Genomic DNA, 16786 nt, shown 5'->3' on the forward strand with positions numbered 1-16786 from the left:
TATAGATCAGTACAAAAGTATGAATATTTTTTGAAATGTCGGCATAAAATAGCTTTTTTTTTCATTTTAGACTATTTTTTAGCAGATTCTACTTTGATTTTAACAAGATTTCTAGTAACTTTGCACCCCGAAACCGGATAGGCTTCACGTTTATGGTATGAATAATCATGATTTTAAAAAAACAACAAATGACGAGAAAAACAAAAATGCATGAATTGCGCGACTACATCATTATCGGTCTGGCAATGATAGAAGGTAGTATCGGACTCAATTTATTCCTCCTCCCTAATCATATCACGATGGGTGGAGTAGGCGGTATCGCCTCTATCTTCTGTTGGGGATTTGGCATTCCTGCCTCGGTCACTTATCTGGCGCTCAACGTATTTTTGCTGTTGATTGCATTCCGTATCCTAGGTTGGAAATTCTGTGCCAAGACGATTTATGGTGTAGCTATCTTTGCTGCGGTGACTCGCTTCATAGAGATTCATACGGTAGGTATGACTCCTTTGCTTCACGATCAGCCTTTTATGGCGACAGTTATCGGTGCCTTCTTCATGGGAAGCAGTGCTGGATTGGGTCTGGGATGTAATGGTTCTACCGGAGGTAGTGATACGGTGGCTGCAATGATCAATAAGTACTATAACATTTCTCTGGGACATGCCATTATGATTTGCGACTTGCTCATCATTACCAGTTCTTATCTGGTGCTTCGCTCCTGGGAAATGGTGATTTATGGCTATGTCTGCCTCTTCGTGATGTCTATCACAGTAGATCATGTGGTGAATGCCATGCGCCGTTCGGTACAGTTCTTTATCATTTCTGACAAGTATCTGGAGCTGAGTGCTGCCATCAATACGACAGCCGAACGTGGATGTACGGTAATGGATGGTCATGGTTGCTATAGCGGCAAGGATGTTCACATGCTCTTTGTGCTGGCTAGACAGAGAGAATCGCAGAAGATATTCCGCCTGATTGATGAGATTGACCCTACTGCATTTGTGAGTCAGAGTTCTGTAATCGGTGTGTATGGTGAGGGATTTGATAGATTTAAGGTGAGCAAGAAGATTTCCTTGTCTAAAAAATAAGTTCGACCTGTACGGTTGAATTTACCCAATACGCCCTGAAAGGGCAGAAGCTCCTAGCCCAGGGCATCGCCCTGGGTAATTATGAACGCAAAACCGTCGCCCTGTAAGGGCAAAAGCTTTAAAAAACAGGCAATAAACAAAGCTTTTGCCCTTACAGGGCGTCTTGTTGATTGCTATTATACCCAGGGCGGTGCCCTGGGCTAGGAGCTTTTGGGCTTTCAGCCCGTTTCAACCATACTGTTCGCATTTTTTTTGTTCAGGTACCTGCTGATACTGTCCTGTTCGTTTTTACTTCTTTCTTTCTGTTTCCTTAATGTAGCCGTGTCGGTAAGCATAGAGAAGTTCCTGGAGATCTTCTATCTGCTTGCGTAAATCCTGACCGATATCTGTATCTGCTACGAGCATTCTTCGATTGCTCATTTCTACAATCTGGGTGGTACTCTTGATGTCGGTACCGCGTGTGATGGCATCCTCGGCACTTGTGAAAGGTTCGTGCTGTACGAGCTGGAAACCGCGAGAGTGATAAACCAGAGTGTAACCTGCTATACCCGTCTCGTTATGGTAAGCTTTGGAGAAACCACCATCAATCACCATCAGCTTTCCGTTTGCCTTGATAGGATTCTCTCCCTTTAGGGTTCTTACCGGAACGTGACCGTTGATGATATGGCGATTCTCGCCCTTCAGCCCGAAGGCATCCATGATATGGTCTATCACCTTCTCGTCATCACGCAGCTTGAAGTAGTAGCCCTTTTCCTCTTTGTGGGTTTCCTTGTCGGCGATAAAATATCGCTCGAAGGTTGCCATCTTGCTCTTATCGAAGAGTGGACTGTCTGGACCACACCAGAGATAGAGAAAGTAATCGATGGCATACTGTTTCTCGTCTGGGTCGGAATCCTGCTGGAATGCCGTGCGAATCTGCATTCCGGTATGATGCATCAGTTCCTTGCCGCTATACTTTTCTCCAGGACAAATCTCTACCTCTTTCAATGTTCCGTCTTCGTTGAGTGGACAGGATGCATGGAAGAGCAGGTTGTTGTTGAAGATGGCATACATACAGCCATGCTGCAGCATGGTTCTGATATGCTTGTGCAGTTTCTCGCATACCATAAATGAATGGTGCAGCTTCTGTATCAGGATTTCTTCTTCCTCGCTGAGCTTGTTCGGATTCTGAGGGTCGATGGTAGGGAAGTGGCATGTGGACATTTCGTATTCCTTGCCATCAATCTCTACGGTTCCCTTTTCGTAGTTTACGTACTCAAAGAGTCGTCTGCTGTCCATTTTCCATTCTGGATGCTTGGCGATGAGCTGACCTTCTATCTTGAATTGTATCACGGCAATAGCCTTGTGCATCAGAGATGTGAGTCGCTTGGTCTTGTCATCCATAGCGGCTGCACCACCTGTCATCTTTGGCAGGAATTCTTCGCAAGGATCATCGCCGTAGGTATCCATCGCAAAGGTTGCCAATGGAATGAGGTTGATGCCGTAACCCTCCTCCAGGGTGGCGAGGTTGGCATAGCGCAGCGACAGTCGGATGACATTGCAGATACAGGCATCATTGCCGGCAGCGGCTCCCATCCAGAGTACGTCGTGGTTGCCCCATTGAATATCCCAGCTATGATAGTGGCGCATCTTGTCGAGAATGATGTGTGCTCCTGGTCCGCGATCGTATATGTCGCCGAGTATATGAAGCTGGTCGATGGCGAGTCTTTGTATCACATTGGCAATGGCTACAATGAAATCGTCAGCACGTCCTGTAGAGATGATGGTATCTACGATGACATTCACGTATGCAGCCTTGTCGTGATCTTCCGTATGCTCGTGCAAAAGCTCCTGTATGATATAGGAGAAATCGCATGGCAGTGACTTGCGTACCTTGGAACGGGTGTACTTGCTTGACACATCACGGCAAACTGCCACCAGCTGGTGAAGGGTGATGTGATACCAGTCGTCTATATCTGATTCTCTTTGCTTTACCTGCTCCAGTTTCTGTTCCGGATAGTAGATCAGGGTGCAGAGTTCACGCTTGTCCTGTTCACGCAGGGTGTTGCCGAAGAGTTCGTTCACCTTACGCTTGATATTGCCTGATGCATTTTTCAGTACGTGCAGAAAGGCCTCATACTCGCCGTGAATATCGGCGAGGAAATGCTCTGTGCCTTTCGGCAGATTGAGAATAGCTTGCAGATTGATAATCTCCGTGCTAGCCTCAGCTATGGATGGAAACGACTGTGCGAGTAACTGCAGGTACCGCATGTCGTGATTGATATCATACTGTTTCATATTCGTAATCCTTAATGTTTGCGTCATTGTTTGCGTCAATAATTGATAATTCTAATGTTAACTGCAGAAACACACCATTTCTGTTGATAAGTTATATTTCTGATGCAAAGTTACAGCTTATTCTTGAAAATAAAAAATCTTTCGGCATATTTTTTCGGAAATATTTTGTAGTTTCACTTTTTTGCATTACTTTTGCAAACGTGTAGGATGATAAGTCCGGTATCGGAATCGATTTCTGCCGGGCATCAATCCTCGCTTTCATATAAATAAAGATAATATCAATTATTCAATAGACTAGCAATATGAAACAAACAATTTTGGTAACTGGCGGCACTGGTTTTATCGGTAGCCACACAACAGTAGAGTTGCAGCAAGCAGGCTACAACGTAGTAATCGTAGATGACCTTTCAAACTCAAAGATTGAGGTTCTTGACGGTATCGAGAAGATTACAGGTATTCGTCCAGCTTTCGAGCAGGTTGATCTTCGTGACAAGGCTGCTACAGAGGCTGTGTTCCAGAAGTATCCTGCTATCGAGGGTATCATTCACTTTGCTGCCAGCAAGGCTGTAGGTGAGAGTGTACAGAAGCCTTTGTTGTACTACCGCAACAACCTGGTTTCGCTCATCAATCTGCTTGAGTTGATGCCAAAATATAACGTTAAGGGTATTATCTTCTCTTCTTCTTGCACCGTTTACGGTCAGCCTAAGCCAGAGAACTTGCCTGTAACTGAGGAGGCTCCTCATCAGAAGGCTACTTCTCCTTATGGTAATACCAAGGAGGTGAACGAGCAGATCATCGCAGACTATATCCATAGCGGTGCTAACATCAAGAGCATCGTCTTGAGATACTTCAACCCAATCGGTGCTCATCCATCTGCAGAGATTGGTGAGTTGCCAAACGGTGTGCCAAACAACCTGATTCCTTACGTAACTCAGACTGCTATGGGTATTCGCAAGGAACTCACCATCTTCGGTAACGATTATGATACTCCTGATGGAACCTGCATCCGCGACTATATCTATGTAGTTGACCTCGCCAAGGCTCACGTTTGCGCTATGGCTCGTGTACTTGACAAGGAGACTGAACCAATTGAGTACTTCAATATCGGTACAGGTAACGGTAACTCTACTCTCGAAATCGTTGAGACATTCGAGAAGGCTACTGGCGTGAAGTTGAACTGGAAGTACGGTCCACGTCGTGAGGGCGATATCGAGAAGATCTGGGGCGATTGCACCAAGGCTAACGAAGTATTGGGCTGGAAGGCTGAGGCTAAGCTTGAAGATGTCTTGGCTTCTGCCTGGAAGTGGCAGCAGAAGCTCCGTGCCGACGGAATTATGTAATTACGGTTAAATATATATAAAAAGAAGGAACTTGGCATCTGGAATGATGGCAGGTTCCTTCTTTTTTTATATCTTTGCAGGAAAGTATTTTTTTACGTAAAAGAGCAGGAGTATGAATAAAAGTATACTTACCATATTGATGATGCTATGCATGATGTTTGCTGTGCCTATGGTTTCTTCGGCAAGGACAGGTGCTGAGGAAATGATAGACATGGAAGTGCAGAAGATTTCCTTGACTTATTCCGGAGGCGTGATGCATATCACCGGAGCCAATAGTCAGATAGTTACCATCTACAATCTGGCTGGTGTCGCCGTGAAGTCTTTCAGGGTAGAGGGACAGGACAAGCGCTTTAACCTTTCTCTCTCTGATGGTGTCTATATCATCAAGGTAGGAACCTCCTTTACGAGAAAGATTCTGGTTAGGCGTTAACTGTTGACTTCTTTTATCATTCATATACGTTTCGTGAAAATACTTAGATTTTTGCCATTCCTGCTCTGTTGGGTCATTCTGTCGTGTAAGCAGCATGAACCCAACGAAAATCAGAACTTGACGTTGGAATACTATCAGGAGCTGGTGAACCCAAATTATGCAATCAATTCTAAAAAGGTAAGGGGATTGATGGATAGCCTGATGAACAATGATTCGGGTTCTACTGTTGCCGACTTGCATACCAAGAGATATTATCGCAATCATGGAGGGTTCCTTTGGGTTGACCGCCATGGAATAGATCATCGTGCAGATACGCTGCTGACCTATCTGCAGAAGGTGGATGAAATGGGATTCAAGACTAAGCATTTCTATGTGAATCAGATTACTCAAGATCTAGAAAGACTCCACAGCTTGAATCTGGGGGAAGGCAACGAGGATATCAACCATGTGATGGCTCGTCTGGAATACAGGCTTACCAAGTCGTATTTGAGATATGTAGGCGGTCAGAGGTTTGGATTCGTCAATCCGTCATTCGTCTTGAATCGTCTAGACAGTATTGCTCCCAATCCATACGATTCCATCAAGCGACCAGTGAGATACCGTGGTCTTTTTGACGTGAAGATGCAGCATGCCAGTGATGCATTTTTTCATCTTGCTCTTCAGCAGTTGAGAAGTAGGGTGGAGGTTGATGGCGAAGAAACTGAGAAAAGCAGATTGGCGGCATTCTTGAAGGATGTTCAGCCAAAGTCTCCTTTCTATTATACGTTGCAGGAAAAATTGAAGTCGGAAGGTCTTGACAGAAATCAGAGAATGAAGATTCTTGTGAACATGGAGAGATGCCGGTGGAGGGAGGCTGACAGTCCTGCCAGACATAAGAAGTATGTGCTGGTTAATATACCATCTTTTCATCTTTATGCCATAGATGAGCAGGATACGCTTGCGATGAAGATTGGATGTGGCTCTACCAAGACCAAAACTCCGATACTGAACAGTTATATCAAGCGGATGGATCTGAATCCGAAGTGGTTTGTGCCTCGCAGCATCATGATCAAGGATATGGTGCATCATGCAGGGAATCCGGCTTACTTCAATGCGCGCAATTACTATATCTCTGATCGGTCAACGGGCAAGGAGGTAGATCCGGCTCAGGTTACAAGAGCCATGCTGCTTTCCGGTAAGTATGGTGTGGTTCAGCGTGGCGGAAAGGGAAATTCGTTGGGAAGAATCATTTTCCGTTTCGATAATAACTTCTCTGTCTATCTGCACGACACATCGAGCCAGGCTGTTTTCAGCCGGGAAGACAGAGACGTTTCGCATGGATGCATAAGGGTAGAGAAGCCTTTCGAACTCGCTAAATTCCTGCTTCATGAGAAAAACGAAAAGCTTATCCAGCGAATCAACTATTCGATGACAGCCGATTCTCTGAAGATTAAGAAATTAGTGGTCGGGTCTGTAAAGGTGGAACCGCAGATTCCGCTCTTCATCACGTATTACACGCTTTATCCATTTGCCAAGGGTGTGGTAAGCTATCCCGATGTCTATGGATATGATGGTGTGATATTTGAGCAATTAAAAAAATATCTATAGCCGGAAAGTAGGCAAGTAATAAGAATTAAAGAATTAGCTTTATTAAATCAGAAAACTTCATGATACTCAGTGATTCTGAACTGGTAGAGATGCTTCGGGAACCACGCACCCGGCGAGAAGGATTCGCAGTGCTGGTTAAGCAGTATAGTGAAAAACTATACTGGAAGGTGCGTCGTATCGTGCTCAGTCATGAAGATGCTAATGATGTTCTTCAGAATGTATTCATCAAGGTTTGGAGTAATCTGCAGAATTTTCAGGGAAAGTCTTCGCTTTCTACCTGGCTTTATCGTATTGCTGTCAATGAATCACTCGATTTTCTGAGAAAACAGAAATTGGCAGATAAAGTAAGTGCTGATGAAGATGTTTCCGTGGCATCCAGGTTGATGAGCGACGAATATTTTGATGGTGATGAAGTGCAGGCCAGGTTACAGGAAGCGGTGGCAAGATTGCCTGAAGTGCAGAGAACGGTTTTTAATCTTAAATATTTTGAGGAAATGAAGTATTCTGAGATGAGTCAGATTCTCAATACCAGTGAAGGTGCACTGAAAGCTTCTTATCATCTGGCTGTGAAAAAAATAACAGAATATTTGCATCTGTTTGATTAAACCTTGTGAGATGTAAATCGTCTATTCAAATAAAAGAAGAAAGGATATTGCAATATGATGAACGAAGAGAAAAAAATAAATGATATTTTCGGCAAGGAAAACCATTTCAAGGTTCCTGAAGGTTATTTTGATAACTTTGCAGAACAGATGATGGCAAAGATTCCTATGCAGAAATTTGATTCTCCTGAAGAAACTGATAAGGATTGTCAGGAGAATAAGGCTAAGTTCGTGCATTTAAGCCTCTGGAAACGTTTGCCTCTCAGAAAGATTGCTGCCGTCTTAGCCGTGACTGCTATGTTGGGTGGCGGTGTGCTTTACCAGCTTCAACAGTCAGAGAAGAAGCATCATGCAATGGCGCATAACGAAGCTCCAGCCATTGAGAGTTCACACGTCACAGATGGGGATGATGCAGCCTTTGAGCAGATGGCTGATTATACGATGATGGATAGTCAGGATTTCTATGCTCAACTTGTTGCGGAGAATTGATGTAGAATAGATTAAAAAAGACTTATAGATGAAAGAAGATAATAACAGCATGCATAGAACAAGACATCTAATCCAGATTGTTGTGTCAGTTCTTGTGATGACCATGATGGGGCTGACCTGTCATGCCGAGAATTCTCAAGGTCAGCGTCCGCCATTTGACCCGAAGCGTTTTGAGGCAGAATTGGAGCAGTATATCACAACCCATGCGAGCCTCACTCCGCAGGAAGCAAGTAAGTTCTTCCCGGTTTACCGCCAGATGATGAAGAAGATGCGTTCTTGTTTTGATGAGATGCGTAGGCATCATTTCGTTAATCCGGCAGACGAGAAAGGTTGTGCTGAGGCTATCCGCCGCCAGGACGAGTTGGATATCGAAATGAAGCTGGTGCAGCAGGAATATCATAACCGGTTTATGTATATCCTGCCTGCCAGCAAGGTGCTTAAGGTCATCAAGGCAGAAGAGAAGTTCCATCGTCAGGCGTTTCAGAGAGCCAGACAGTGGTGCAAAAATCCCCCCAAGCATGTGAAAAGATAATGTATAAAGTCGCAAAGGTGTTATTTATAGTAACATTTTTGCGATTTTATTTTGTTGTTTCCCCAAATTATAGTAACTTTGCACATCAGAAACAAAAATATATAATATAATAAGGTATGTACAGAACACAAACTTGTGGAGAGCTTCGTCTCTCTGATGCTGGCAAGGAAGTTACACTTGCCGGATGGGTACAGCGCTCAAGAAAGATGGGTGGTATGACATTCGTTGACTTGCGCGACCGTTATGGTATCACACAGTTGGTTTTCAACGAGGCAGATGATAAGGCCTTGTGTGATGCTGCCAATAAGCTGGGTCGTGAATATTGCATCCAGATCAAGGGTACAGTTAGTGAGCGACAGAGCAAGAATCCTAAAATGGATACTGGTGATATTGAAATCCTGGTAAAGGAACTGAATGTGCTCTCTCAGAGTCAGACTCCTCCTTTCACTATCGAAGATAATACTGATGGCGGTGATGATATTCGCATGAAGTATCGCTATCTCGATTTGCGCCGTCCTGCGGTTCGCAAGAATTTGGAGTTGCGTCATCGTATGTGTATCTTGATTCGCAACTTCCTCGATTCACAGAACTTCATGGAGGTTGAAACTCCTATCCTCATCGGTAGTACACCAGAGGGTGCTCGCGACTTCGTTGTTCCTTCTCGTATGAATCCTGGTCAGTTCTATGCTCTTCCACAGAGCCCTCAGACTTTGAAGCAGCTCCTGATGGTAGCAGGTTTCGACCGCTACTTCCAGATTGCAAAGTGCTTCCGTGATGAGGACCTCCGTGCAGACCGTCAGCCTGAGTTTACTCAGATTGACTGCGAGATGAGCTTCGTAGATCAGGATGATGTTATCGATCTTTTCGAGGAAATGGCTCGCCATCTCTTCAAGGAGATTCGTGGCGTAGAGCTTCCTAAGCTGGAGCAGATGACATGGCATGAGGCTATGCGCCGTTTCGGTAGCGATAAGCCAGACCTTCGCTTCGGTATGGAGTTTGTAGAGTTGAAGGATGCTTTCACAGGCAAGGGTAACTTCTCTGTTTTCGATGAGGCTAAATATATTGGTGGTATCTGTGTTCCTGGTTGTGCTGACTATAGCCGCAAGCAGTTGAACGAGTTGACCGACTTTGTAAAGCGTCCACAGGTAGGTGCCAAGGGTTTGGTATATATCAAGTATAATGCAGATGGTACAGTGAAGAGTAGCATCGATAAGTTCTACTCTCCAGAGGAGCTTGCAGAAATCAAGACGGTGATGGGTGCCAACGATGGCGATCTCGTTTTGATTCTGAGCGGCGACAATGCCAATAAGACTCGTATCCAGCTTTGCTCACTCCGTCTTGAGATGGGTGATCGTCTGGGCTTGCGTGACAAGAACGTGTTCAAGTGTCTTTGGATTATTGACTTCCCTCTCTTCGAATGGAGTGATGAGGAGCAGCGCCTGATGGCAACACATCATCCATTCACTATGCCAAATCCTGATGATATCCCATTGCTCGACGAGCATCCAGAGCAGGTTCGTGCCAAGGCATACGACTTCGTCTGCAATGGTATTGAAGTGGGTGGAGGTTCTCTCCGTATCCACGATACTCAGTTGCAGGAGAAGATGTTCGAGGTTCTCGGTTTCACGCCAGAGCGTGCTGAGGCTCAGTTCGGCTTCCTGATGAACGCCTTCAAGTATGGAGCACCACCTCACGCAGGTCTTGCTTTCGGTCTTGACCGCTTCGTGAGCATTATGGCTGGTCTCGACAGTATCCGCGACTGCATCGCATTCCCAAAGAACAATTCAGGTCGCGACGTGATGCTTGATGCTCCTTCAGAGCTGGACCCAAAGCAGCTTGATGAGCTGGAGATTAAGCTTGATTTGAAGGATTAATTATCAATTGCACCGCATTTATCTTGATGTAAGTCAAAAAATGCGGTGCAACTTCTTGTGTACAAGCACTTTTCTGCTTTAAAATGCTAAAATTTAAATTATTTTTTTTAATTTTGCAACAGAATAATTAAGGAAATGCTTACGAAACAAACATTTCTCAGAACAAATTATTACTAAAGACATGGTAGAAAAGAAAGCAACAACTAAGACAGCTGCCAAGAAGACAGCTACTAAGAAGGCTACAGCAGCTAAGACTGCTACAGCTACAAAGAAGACTTCTACAGCTAAGAAGGAAGTTATCTATTTGACTGCTGAGAACGCAGGTTTCCGTGCTGGTGATGTTTACCAGGCATTGGCTGCAGCAGAAAAGTCTCTCTCTTTGGAGGAGATTGCAAAGCAGGCAAAGATTAGTGTTGAGGATGCTATCCTTGGTATCGGATGGCTCTTCAAAGAGGGTAAGATTAAGGAAGAGGACAACAAGGTAGCTCTCGCTTAAATAAGAACCTTAAGAGCCGCAGTTTCTTAACTTAGTGGAAGAAACTGCGGCTTTTCTGTTTTTTATTCACTTTTCTTCCTGTTTACACTTCTTTCTATTCACTCTTCTCTGTCTTTATTCAAATTTCTTTTCATCATAACCATCTAGCATAATTTATATGAAATTAGAACAAGAAATATTCAACGTTTTGGTACAAGCTGGCAGTCAAGGTCTCAAATTGGAGAAGATTGTCCGCCATGTTTATAATTCTTGTAACTCGATTTTTACCCCTCTAGATTATAAATATGTGTATGGTTTTGTTTCTCAGTATCTTATTAAGAATTCCAAGAATCCAAGTTCTATCATAGAGAAAGGCAAGGGATATGGAGTTTACCGTATCAACTATAAGAGTTCGGCTATGCAGCAGCTGATGCTTGATTTCTCTTCTGCCTCTATACAGAAAGAGGAGGATGACTGCGAGAACAGCAAGCAATCGCAGGAGCTTGATCTCTTTGGTAATTGATAGAAGTCTGGTAAGTTATCTAACTAAGTTACGTTATCTAACTAAGTTAGTTACGTTGTCTAATGAAGTTAGTTACGTTATCTAACGAAGCTATGTAAGTTATCGAAAGGAGCAATAGAAGTTGTTTGAAGAAGCAATGGAAGTTGTCTGAAGAATTAATTCTTGTTTTCGGGTTCGTAGGCTTTTCCAACCGCACAACAGCTGATGTGCGAGTGGAACACACCTGTTGGGCACCAACTTATTTGATTGCTTTTTTATTGGGGGGAATCTATCAGTTTGTTCGTATTATATTTGTATGATGAGTAATGGAATGAGCATTTCTATCAAATGCATTTCTATACTTTAGGTTTAGTAATAACAAACAATTTTAAATAACGGACAAATGGCTAGAAGATATTTATTAGGTTTTGATGTTGGTTCAAGTTCTGTAAAGGCATCTCTTACAGATGTTGATAGTGGTGAGATTGTTGCTTCTGCATTCTATCCTGATCATGAAGCACCTATCATGGCAGTAAAGGCAGGATGGGCTGAACAGGATCCGCAAATGTGGTGGGACAATGCCAAGTTGGCTCTCAAGAAGATTATGGTGGAGTGTGGTGCCAAAGGTGAGGATATTCTTGCTATTGGTATTTCCTATCAGATGCATGGTCTGGTTTGTGTGGATAAGAACCAGCAGGTTCTGCGTCCATCTATCATCTGGTGCGATTCCCGTGCAGTTCCTTACGGCGAGAAAGCGTTCTATGATTTAGGTGAGGATCTCTGCTTGCGTAATCTGCTCAATTCTCCAGGTAACTTTACCGCTTCCAAACTGGCATGGGTCAAGGAGAATGAGCCTGAGCTTTTCGATAAGATAGATAAGATTATGCTCCCTGGTGATTATCTGGCAATGAAACTTTCCGGTGAGGCTCAGACTACTATCAGCGGACTTTCTGAAGGTATGATGTGGGACTTCAAGGCAAAGAAACCAGCCAAGTTCCTGCTTGATTATTTCGGATTCGATGAGAGTATGCTCGCAGATATAGTTCCTACCTTCTCAGTTCAGAGCGTAGTCTGCAAGGCTGCTGCCGAGGAACTTGGCCTGAAGGAGGGAACTCCTATCTCTTATCGTGCAGGTGACCAGCCTAATAATGCTGTCAGCCTGAACGTGTTCAATCCTGGTGAGATTGCCAGCACCGCAGGTACTTCCGGAGTTGTCTATGGTGTGCTCGGTGAAGTCAATTACGATCCAAAGAGTCGTGTCAATACCTTCGCACATGTTAACTATACAACGGAACTCGACCGTCTGGGAGTGCTGCTTTGTATAAATGGTACAGGTATTCTGAATGCTTGGGTACATCGTAACATCACGCCAGATGTAAGCTATGCAGATATGAACGATATGGCAGCAGGTGTGCCTATTGGCAGCGACGGCGTGAAGATTATTCCTTTTGGAAATGGAGCAGAGCGCGTATTGGAAAATCGTGAAGTAGGCTGTTCTATCCGTGGCTTGAGCTTTACCAAGCATAATCGTGCCCATATCGTAAGAGCTGCACAGGAAGGTATCGTGTTCAGTTTCTGCTATGGTATGGAGATCATGCAGCAGATGGGTATGGATATCAAGAAGGTTCATGCTGGAAAGGCAAATATGTTCCTCAGTCCTCTGTTCCGTGATACCCTGGCTGGTGTGAGTGGTGCAACCATCGAGCTTTACGAGACCGATGGTAGTGCTGGTGCTGCCAAGGGAGCTGGTATCGGTGCGGGTATCTATAAGGATCATGATGAGGCATTTGCATCTCTTAAGAAATTGGCGGTAATTGAGCCTGATGAGGCAAATCGCAGTGCTTATCTTGAGGCTTATGCTGACTGGAAGGCTGAACTTGGAAAGCTCTAAGTTTTGCATTGATACGGGAAGTGCTCGAATAACACGAGTTTTTTCAAAATATGGTAAAGGATGGAATAATTTTCCATCCTTTATTTGTTTAAACCAATTATTTTTATTACTTTTGCGGAATATTATATAAAAAGGTATAAATATGGCTCATAAAAATAATCATTTGGTAATTATGGCAGGTGGAGTAGGCAGTAGATTCTGGCCTATGAGTACCGTGGACAAGCCTAAGCAGTTTATTGATGTCTTAGGAACAGGTCGTACTCTTTTACAGCTTACATTCGATCGTTTTGAGGGTGTTTGTGACCCGGAGAATGTTTGGGTAGTAACCAATAAAAAGTATGCAGCCTTGGTTCACGAGCAGTTGCCTGAGATCCCTGAGGGTAATATTCTGCAGGAACCATGCAGAAGAAACACAGCTCCTTGCATTGCCTATATCAGTTGGCGAATCAAGGAAAAGGATCCTCATGCAAATATTGTTGTATCTCCTTCTGATCATATCGTTACCAATGCCAACGAATTCAGAAGAGTGATAACATCTGCTTTGAAGTTTACTGGTGAGACTGATAGCATTGTTACTTTGGGAATGAAGCCTACCCGCCCAGAGACAGGTTATGGCTATATTCAGGCAGATCTCCGTACCCCTTCAGCCCGTAACAAGGAAATCTTCCGTGTTGACCATTTCAAGGAAAAACCAAATTTGGAGACAGCTACTCAATATGTTCAAGATAAGAGTTTCTTCTGGAATGCCGGTATCTTCGTGATGAGTGCCGCAACCATCGTCAATGCCTTCCGTGTTTACCAGCCAAGCATTGCCAAGATATTCGAGAGTATGCGCAGGATTTATGGTACAGACAAGGAGCAGGCTGAAATTGATCTGCGTTATCCTGAGTGCGAGAATATCTCTGTTGACTATGCTATCATGGAGAAAGCGGAGGAAATCTTCGTGATGCCTGCCGACTTTGGATGGAGTGACCTCGGTACATGGGGAAGTCTCCTGGCACAGAGCCATAAGGATATGTATGGCAATGCGCTGATTGGAGATAATATCCAGATGGTGGAATCCAAGAACAATATCGTTCATACCATGAATGAGAAGAAGGTTGTTATCCAGGGCCTGGATGGCTATATTGTAGCAGAGGAAGACGGAACTTTGCTTATCTGCAAATTGTCTGAGGAACAGCGAATCAAGATTTTCTCAGGTAGTGAGAAGTAATGATTGATATCTATATATACAAAAAACTCTCCATTGAAGGTTGAACCTCAATGGAGAGTTTTTTTGTATATATGTGCTTCTGAAAGAAGTTTATTTCTTCTTGATACCCTTATAGGCAATAAAGGCTACGATGACTACAGCCAATGCTAAGATGACATAACCAATCTCGTGGCTATATTGTACAGCCTGTTGATAAACGTCATGAGTCGTCTTATAATCGGTGTATTTGTAGATACCCCATCCGATGGTTGCCAAAACAGTGTTCCATACACCTGCACCGATAGTGGTGTAGAGCAGGAACTTGCCCACGTGCATTCCGGCAAGTCCTGCAGGAATACTGATGAGCTGACGAACGGCTGGTACCAATCTTCCAAAAATGGTAGAGGCTGCACCATGCTTGCGGAAATACTCCTCAGCTACTTCCACCTTTTGGCGGTCGATCAGGCACATGTGACCGATTCGGCTATCAGCAAAGCGATAGATGATAGGGCGACCTACCCATTTAGCCAAATAGTAGTTGATGAGGGCACCCAGGTCTGCACCGATGGTAGCAAACACGATGACCAGAATAAACGACATTCCGCTGTTTGGATCCATAGCTTTCCAGGCTGCAGGTGGAACAACCACCTCAGATGGAAAAGGAATGAAAGAGCTTTCGATTGCCATAAACAGTGCAACCACCCAATAATTCAAGTTATCCAGAATCCAAAGAAAAAGATCTGCAGTATTCATAATTATTAATTATATTACTTATTCTGCTTTGCCCAGGTATCCTTCAAGCCCACTGTCTTGTTGAATACTGGCTTCTCGTCTGTTGTGTCGAGATCAGCCATGAAGTAACCGATGCGCTGGAACTGGAGATACTCTCCCGGCTTCTTGGTTGCAGCATACTCCTCTACATAGCATTCCTTGAAATCGTGGTAGCTCTCTGGGTTGAGCAGTTCACGGAAGTCGCGCTCGTCAGCAGATGGATTTTCGATGGCGAAGAGACGGTCGTACTCGCGTACTTCTGCCTTTACGCAGTGGTCGGCAGATACCCAGTGAAGAGTACCTTTTACCTTGCGGTTGGCACCTTCCATTCCGCTCTTGCTGATAGGGTCGTATTCAGCCTGAATCTCTGTGATGACACCGTTCTCGTCCTTGGTACAGCCTGTACACTTCACGATATAGGCATTCTTCAAGCGAACTTCCTTTCCAGGAGTCATACGGAAGAACTTCTTTGGAGCATCCTCCATAAAGTCGGCACGCTCAATCCAGAGGTTCTTTGAGAAGGTAATCGTATGTGTGCCATCTGCCTCGTTCTCTGGGTTATTGATTGCCTCCATCTCCTCGCTCTCACCCTCTGGATAATTGGTGATGACGAGTTTCACTGGGTCGAGTACGGCACTTACACGGCAAGCCTTTTTGTTCAAGTCCTCACGAACTGAAGCCTCCAGAAGAGCCATGTCATTGAGGGCATCGAACTTGGTATAACCGATGCTGTCGATGAACATGCGGATACTCTCAGGTGAATAACCGCGGCGACGCATACCGCAAAGTGTTGGCATACGAGGGTCATCCCAGCCATTTACCAGGTGCTCATCTACCAGAGTATGGAGCTTACGCTTGCTCATTACTGTATAAGTGAGGTTCAAGCGGTTGAACTCAATCTGGCGAGGACGGTTATCGTTCAATACGTCATCGCTGCCATCCATCTCCTTCAGGAAGTCGACGAACTTGTCGTAGAGTGGACGGTGAGGAACAAACTCCAAGGTACAGATAGAGTGGGTAACACCCTCGAAATAGTCGCTCTGTCCGTGTGCGAAGTCGTACATTGGATAAGCGTGCCACTTGGTACCTGTACGGTGGTGAGGAGTCTGGATGATGCGGTACATGATTGGGTCGCGGAAGTGCATGTTTGGATTAGCCATGTCAAGCTTCGCACGAAGTACCATACTTCCTTCTACAGCCTCAGGAGTGTTCATTTTCTCAAAGAGGGCAAGGCTTTCCTCAATAGGACGGTCGCGATATGGGCTGGCAGTACCAGGGGTAGTAGGAGTACCCTTCTGGGCTGCAATTTCCTCTGCAGTCTGCTCGTCGACATAAGCATGTCCCTTCTTGATCATCCATACAGCAAACTCCCACAACTTCTCAAAGTAGTCTGAAGCATAATAGATGTTGCCCCACTTAAAGCCGAGCCACTGTATGTCTTGGAGGATATTTTCTACGTATTCGTTGTTTTCCTTACTTGGGTTGGTGTCATCAAATCTGAGGTTGCAGACACCCTTGTATTTTTCGGCTACACCGAAGTCCATGCAGATGGCCTTGGCATGACCGATGTGAAGATAGCCGTTAGGCTCTGGTGGAAAACGGGTCTGGATTCGACCAGCGTTCTTACCTTCCTTGAGGTCTTCCTCAACCAACTGTTCTACGAAAGAGATGCTCTTTGTTTTCTCCTCGATTTTGTTTTCTTCATTAATTGCCATATTCTATAGAATTACTTTATTATT

At 44.5% G+C, this 16786-nt stretch carries 15 protein-coding genes; 12 read left to right on the forward strand and 3 right to left on the reverse strand.

Translation table 11 applies throughout. The features are described 5' to 3' along the window. Positions 1-188 precede the first annotated feature (188 nt). Complete coding sequence (locus tag DW657_RS01130) at positions 189-1085, forward strand: YitT family protein (RefSeq protein ID WP_118311094.1); 897 nt, start codon at positions 189-191, stop codon at positions 1083-1085. A 288-nt stretch (positions 1086-1373) separates the two neighbouring features. On the opposite strand, the gene DW657_RS01135 is transcribed toward DW657_RS01130, so the two are convergent. Beyond that, positions 1374-3362: a fructose-1,6-bisphosphatase gene (locus DW657_RS01135; RefSeq protein ID WP_118311095.1), complete on the reverse strand. Its 1989-nt coding sequence runs from the start codon at positions 3360-3362 to the stop codon at positions 1374-1376. Between the two features lie 302 nt (positions 3363-3664). On the opposite strand from DW657_RS01135, the gene galE reads away from it, so the two are divergent. From galE to DW657_RS01190, 11 genes are all read left to right on the forward strand, one after another. Further along, on the forward strand, positions 3665-4702 hold the full coding sequence (gene galE, locus DW657_RS01140; protein ID WP_117663557.1) for a UDP-glucose 4-epimerase GalE: 1038 nt from the start codon (positions 3665-3667) through the stop codon (positions 4700-4702). 112 nt (positions 4703-4814) lie between these two features. After that, positions 4815-5132 carry a T9SS type A sorting domain-containing protein gene (locus tag DW657_RS01145; protein WP_118311096.1) on the forward strand — a complete coding sequence of 106 codons (318 nt, stop codon included), beginning with the start codon at positions 4815-4817 and terminating at the stop codon, positions 5130-5132. A 33-nt stretch (positions 5133-5165) separates the two neighbouring features. Continuing rightward, complete coding sequence (locus DW657_RS01150; RefSeq protein ID WP_367400146.1) at positions 5166-6719, forward strand: L,D-transpeptidase family protein; 1554 nt, start codon at positions 5166-5168, stop codon at positions 6717-6719. Positions 6720-6778: 59 nt separating this feature from the next. Then, on the forward strand, positions 6779-7324 hold the full coding sequence (locus tag DW657_RS01155; protein ID WP_118311097.1) for an RNA polymerase sigma factor: 546 nt from the start codon (positions 6779-6781) through the stop codon (positions 7322-7324). A 54-nt stretch (positions 7325-7378) separates the two neighbouring features. After that, positions 7379-7810, forward strand: coding sequence for a hypothetical protein (locus tag DW657_RS01160; protein ID WP_118311098.1), 432 nt, complete (start codon positions 7379-7381; stop codon positions 7808-7810). Between the two features lie 49 nt (positions 7811-7859). After that, entirely contained in the window at positions 7860-8342 is a 483-nt protein-coding gene (locus tag DW657_RS01165) for a hypothetical protein (RefSeq protein WP_118311129.1), read from the forward strand. Positions 8343-8458: 116 nt separating this feature from the next. After that, positions 8459-10216: an aspartate--tRNA ligase gene (aspS, locus tag DW657_RS01170; protein WP_118311099.1), complete on the forward strand. Its 1758-nt coding sequence runs from the start codon at positions 8459-8461 to the stop codon at positions 10214-10216. A 181-nt stretch (positions 10217-10397) separates the two neighbouring features. Beyond that, on the forward strand, positions 10398-10712 hold the full coding sequence (locus tag DW657_RS01175; RefSeq protein ID WP_118311100.1) for a winged helix-turn-helix domain-containing protein: 315 nt from the start codon (positions 10398-10400) through the stop codon (positions 10710-10712). Between the two features lie 157 nt (positions 10713-10869). After that, entirely contained in the window at positions 10870-11214 is a 345-nt protein-coding gene (locus tag DW657_RS01180) for a hypothetical protein (protein ID WP_118311101.1), read from the forward strand. Positions 11215-11596: 382 nt separating this feature from the next. Further along, positions 11597-13084, forward strand: a complete 1488-nt coding sequence (locus tag DW657_RS01185; RefSeq protein WP_118311102.1) for a xylulokinase — start codon at positions 11597-11599, stop codon at positions 13082-13084. 142 nt (positions 13085-13226) lie between these two features. Further along, positions 13227-14297 (forward strand): mannose-1-phosphate guanylyltransferase, encoded by a 1071-nt coding sequence (locus DW657_RS01190; RefSeq protein WP_118311103.1) that lies wholly within the window; start codon positions 13227-13229, stop codon positions 14295-14297. Between the two features lie 90 nt (positions 14298-14387). Here DW657_RS01190 and DW657_RS01195 read toward each other — a convergent pair whose 3' ends face one another. After that, a complete protein-coding gene (locus tag DW657_RS01195; protein ID WP_301332429.1) occupies positions 14388-15029 on the reverse strand; it encodes a DedA family protein in 642 nt (213 codons plus the stop codon). A gap of 14 nt (positions 15030-15043) precedes the next feature. Beyond that, positions 15044-16762: a glutamine--tRNA ligase/YqeY domain fusion protein gene (locus DW657_RS01200; protein ID WP_118311105.1), complete on the reverse strand. Its 1719-nt coding sequence runs from the start codon at positions 16760-16762 to the stop codon at positions 15044-15046. Between the last annotated feature and the right edge of the window lie 24 nt (positions 16763-16786).

Origin of the sequence: Prevotella sp. AM23-5 (assembly GCF_003473645.1) — a bacterium.
In the GTDB taxonomy this organism is placed as follows: domain Bacteria; phylum Bacteroidota; class Bacteroidia; order Bacteroidales; family Bacteroidaceae; genus Prevotella; species Prevotella copri_A.

What these genes read in the sequence shown, in the direction of transcription:
- DW657_RS01130 (WP_118311094.1), top strand. Translation starts at nt 189, where the DNA reads ATGACGAGAAAAACAAAAATGCATGAATTGCGCGACTACATCATTATC.
- DW657_RS01135 (WP_118311095.1), bottom strand. Translation starts at nt 3,362, where the DNA reads ATGAAACAGTATGATATCAATCACGACATGCGGTACCTGCAGTTACTC.
- galE (WP_117663557.1), top strand. Translation starts at nt 3,665, where the DNA reads ATGAAACAAACAATTTTGGTAACTGGCGGCACTGGTTTTATCGGTAGC.
- DW657_RS01145 (WP_118311096.1), top strand. Translation starts at nt 4,815, where the DNA reads ATGAATAAAAGTATACTTACCATATTGATGATGCTATGCATGATGTTT.
- DW657_RS01155 (WP_118311097.1), top strand. Translation starts at nt 6,779, where the DNA reads ATGATACTCAGTGATTCTGAACTGGTAGAGATGCTTCGGGAACCACGC.
- DW657_RS01160 (WP_118311098.1), top strand. Translation starts at nt 7,379, where the DNA reads ATGATGAACGAAGAGAAAAAAATAAATGATATTTTCGGCAAGGAAAAC.
- DW657_RS01165 (WP_118311129.1), top strand. Translation starts at nt 7,860, where the DNA reads ATGCATAGAACAAGACATCTAATCCAGATTGTTGTGTCAGTTCTTGTG.
- aspS (WP_118311099.1), top strand. Translation starts at nt 8,459, where the DNA reads ATGTACAGAACACAAACTTGTGGAGAGCTTCGTCTCTCTGATGCTGGC.
- DW657_RS01175 (WP_118311100.1), top strand. Translation starts at nt 10,398, where the DNA reads ATGGTAGAAAAGAAAGCAACAACTAAGACAGCTGCCAAGAAGACAGCT.
- DW657_RS01180 (WP_118311101.1), top strand. Translation starts at nt 10,870, where the DNA reads ATGAAATTAGAACAAGAAATATTCAACGTTTTGGTACAAGCTGGCAGT.
- DW657_RS01185 (WP_118311102.1), top strand. Translation starts at nt 11,597, where the DNA reads ATGGCTAGAAGATATTTATTAGGTTTTGATGTTGGTTCAAGTTCTGTA.
- DW657_RS01190 (WP_118311103.1), top strand. Translation starts at nt 13,227, where the DNA reads ATGGCTCATAAAAATAATCATTTGGTAATTATGGCAGGTGGAGTAGGC.
- DW657_RS01195 (WP_301332429.1), bottom strand. Translation starts at nt 15,029, where the DNA reads ATGAATACTGCAGATCTTTTTCTTTGGATTCTGGATAACTTGAATTAT.
- DW657_RS01200 (WP_118311105.1), bottom strand. Translation starts at nt 16,762, where the DNA reads ATGGCAATTAATGAAGAAAACAAAATCGAGGAGAAAACAAAGAGCATC.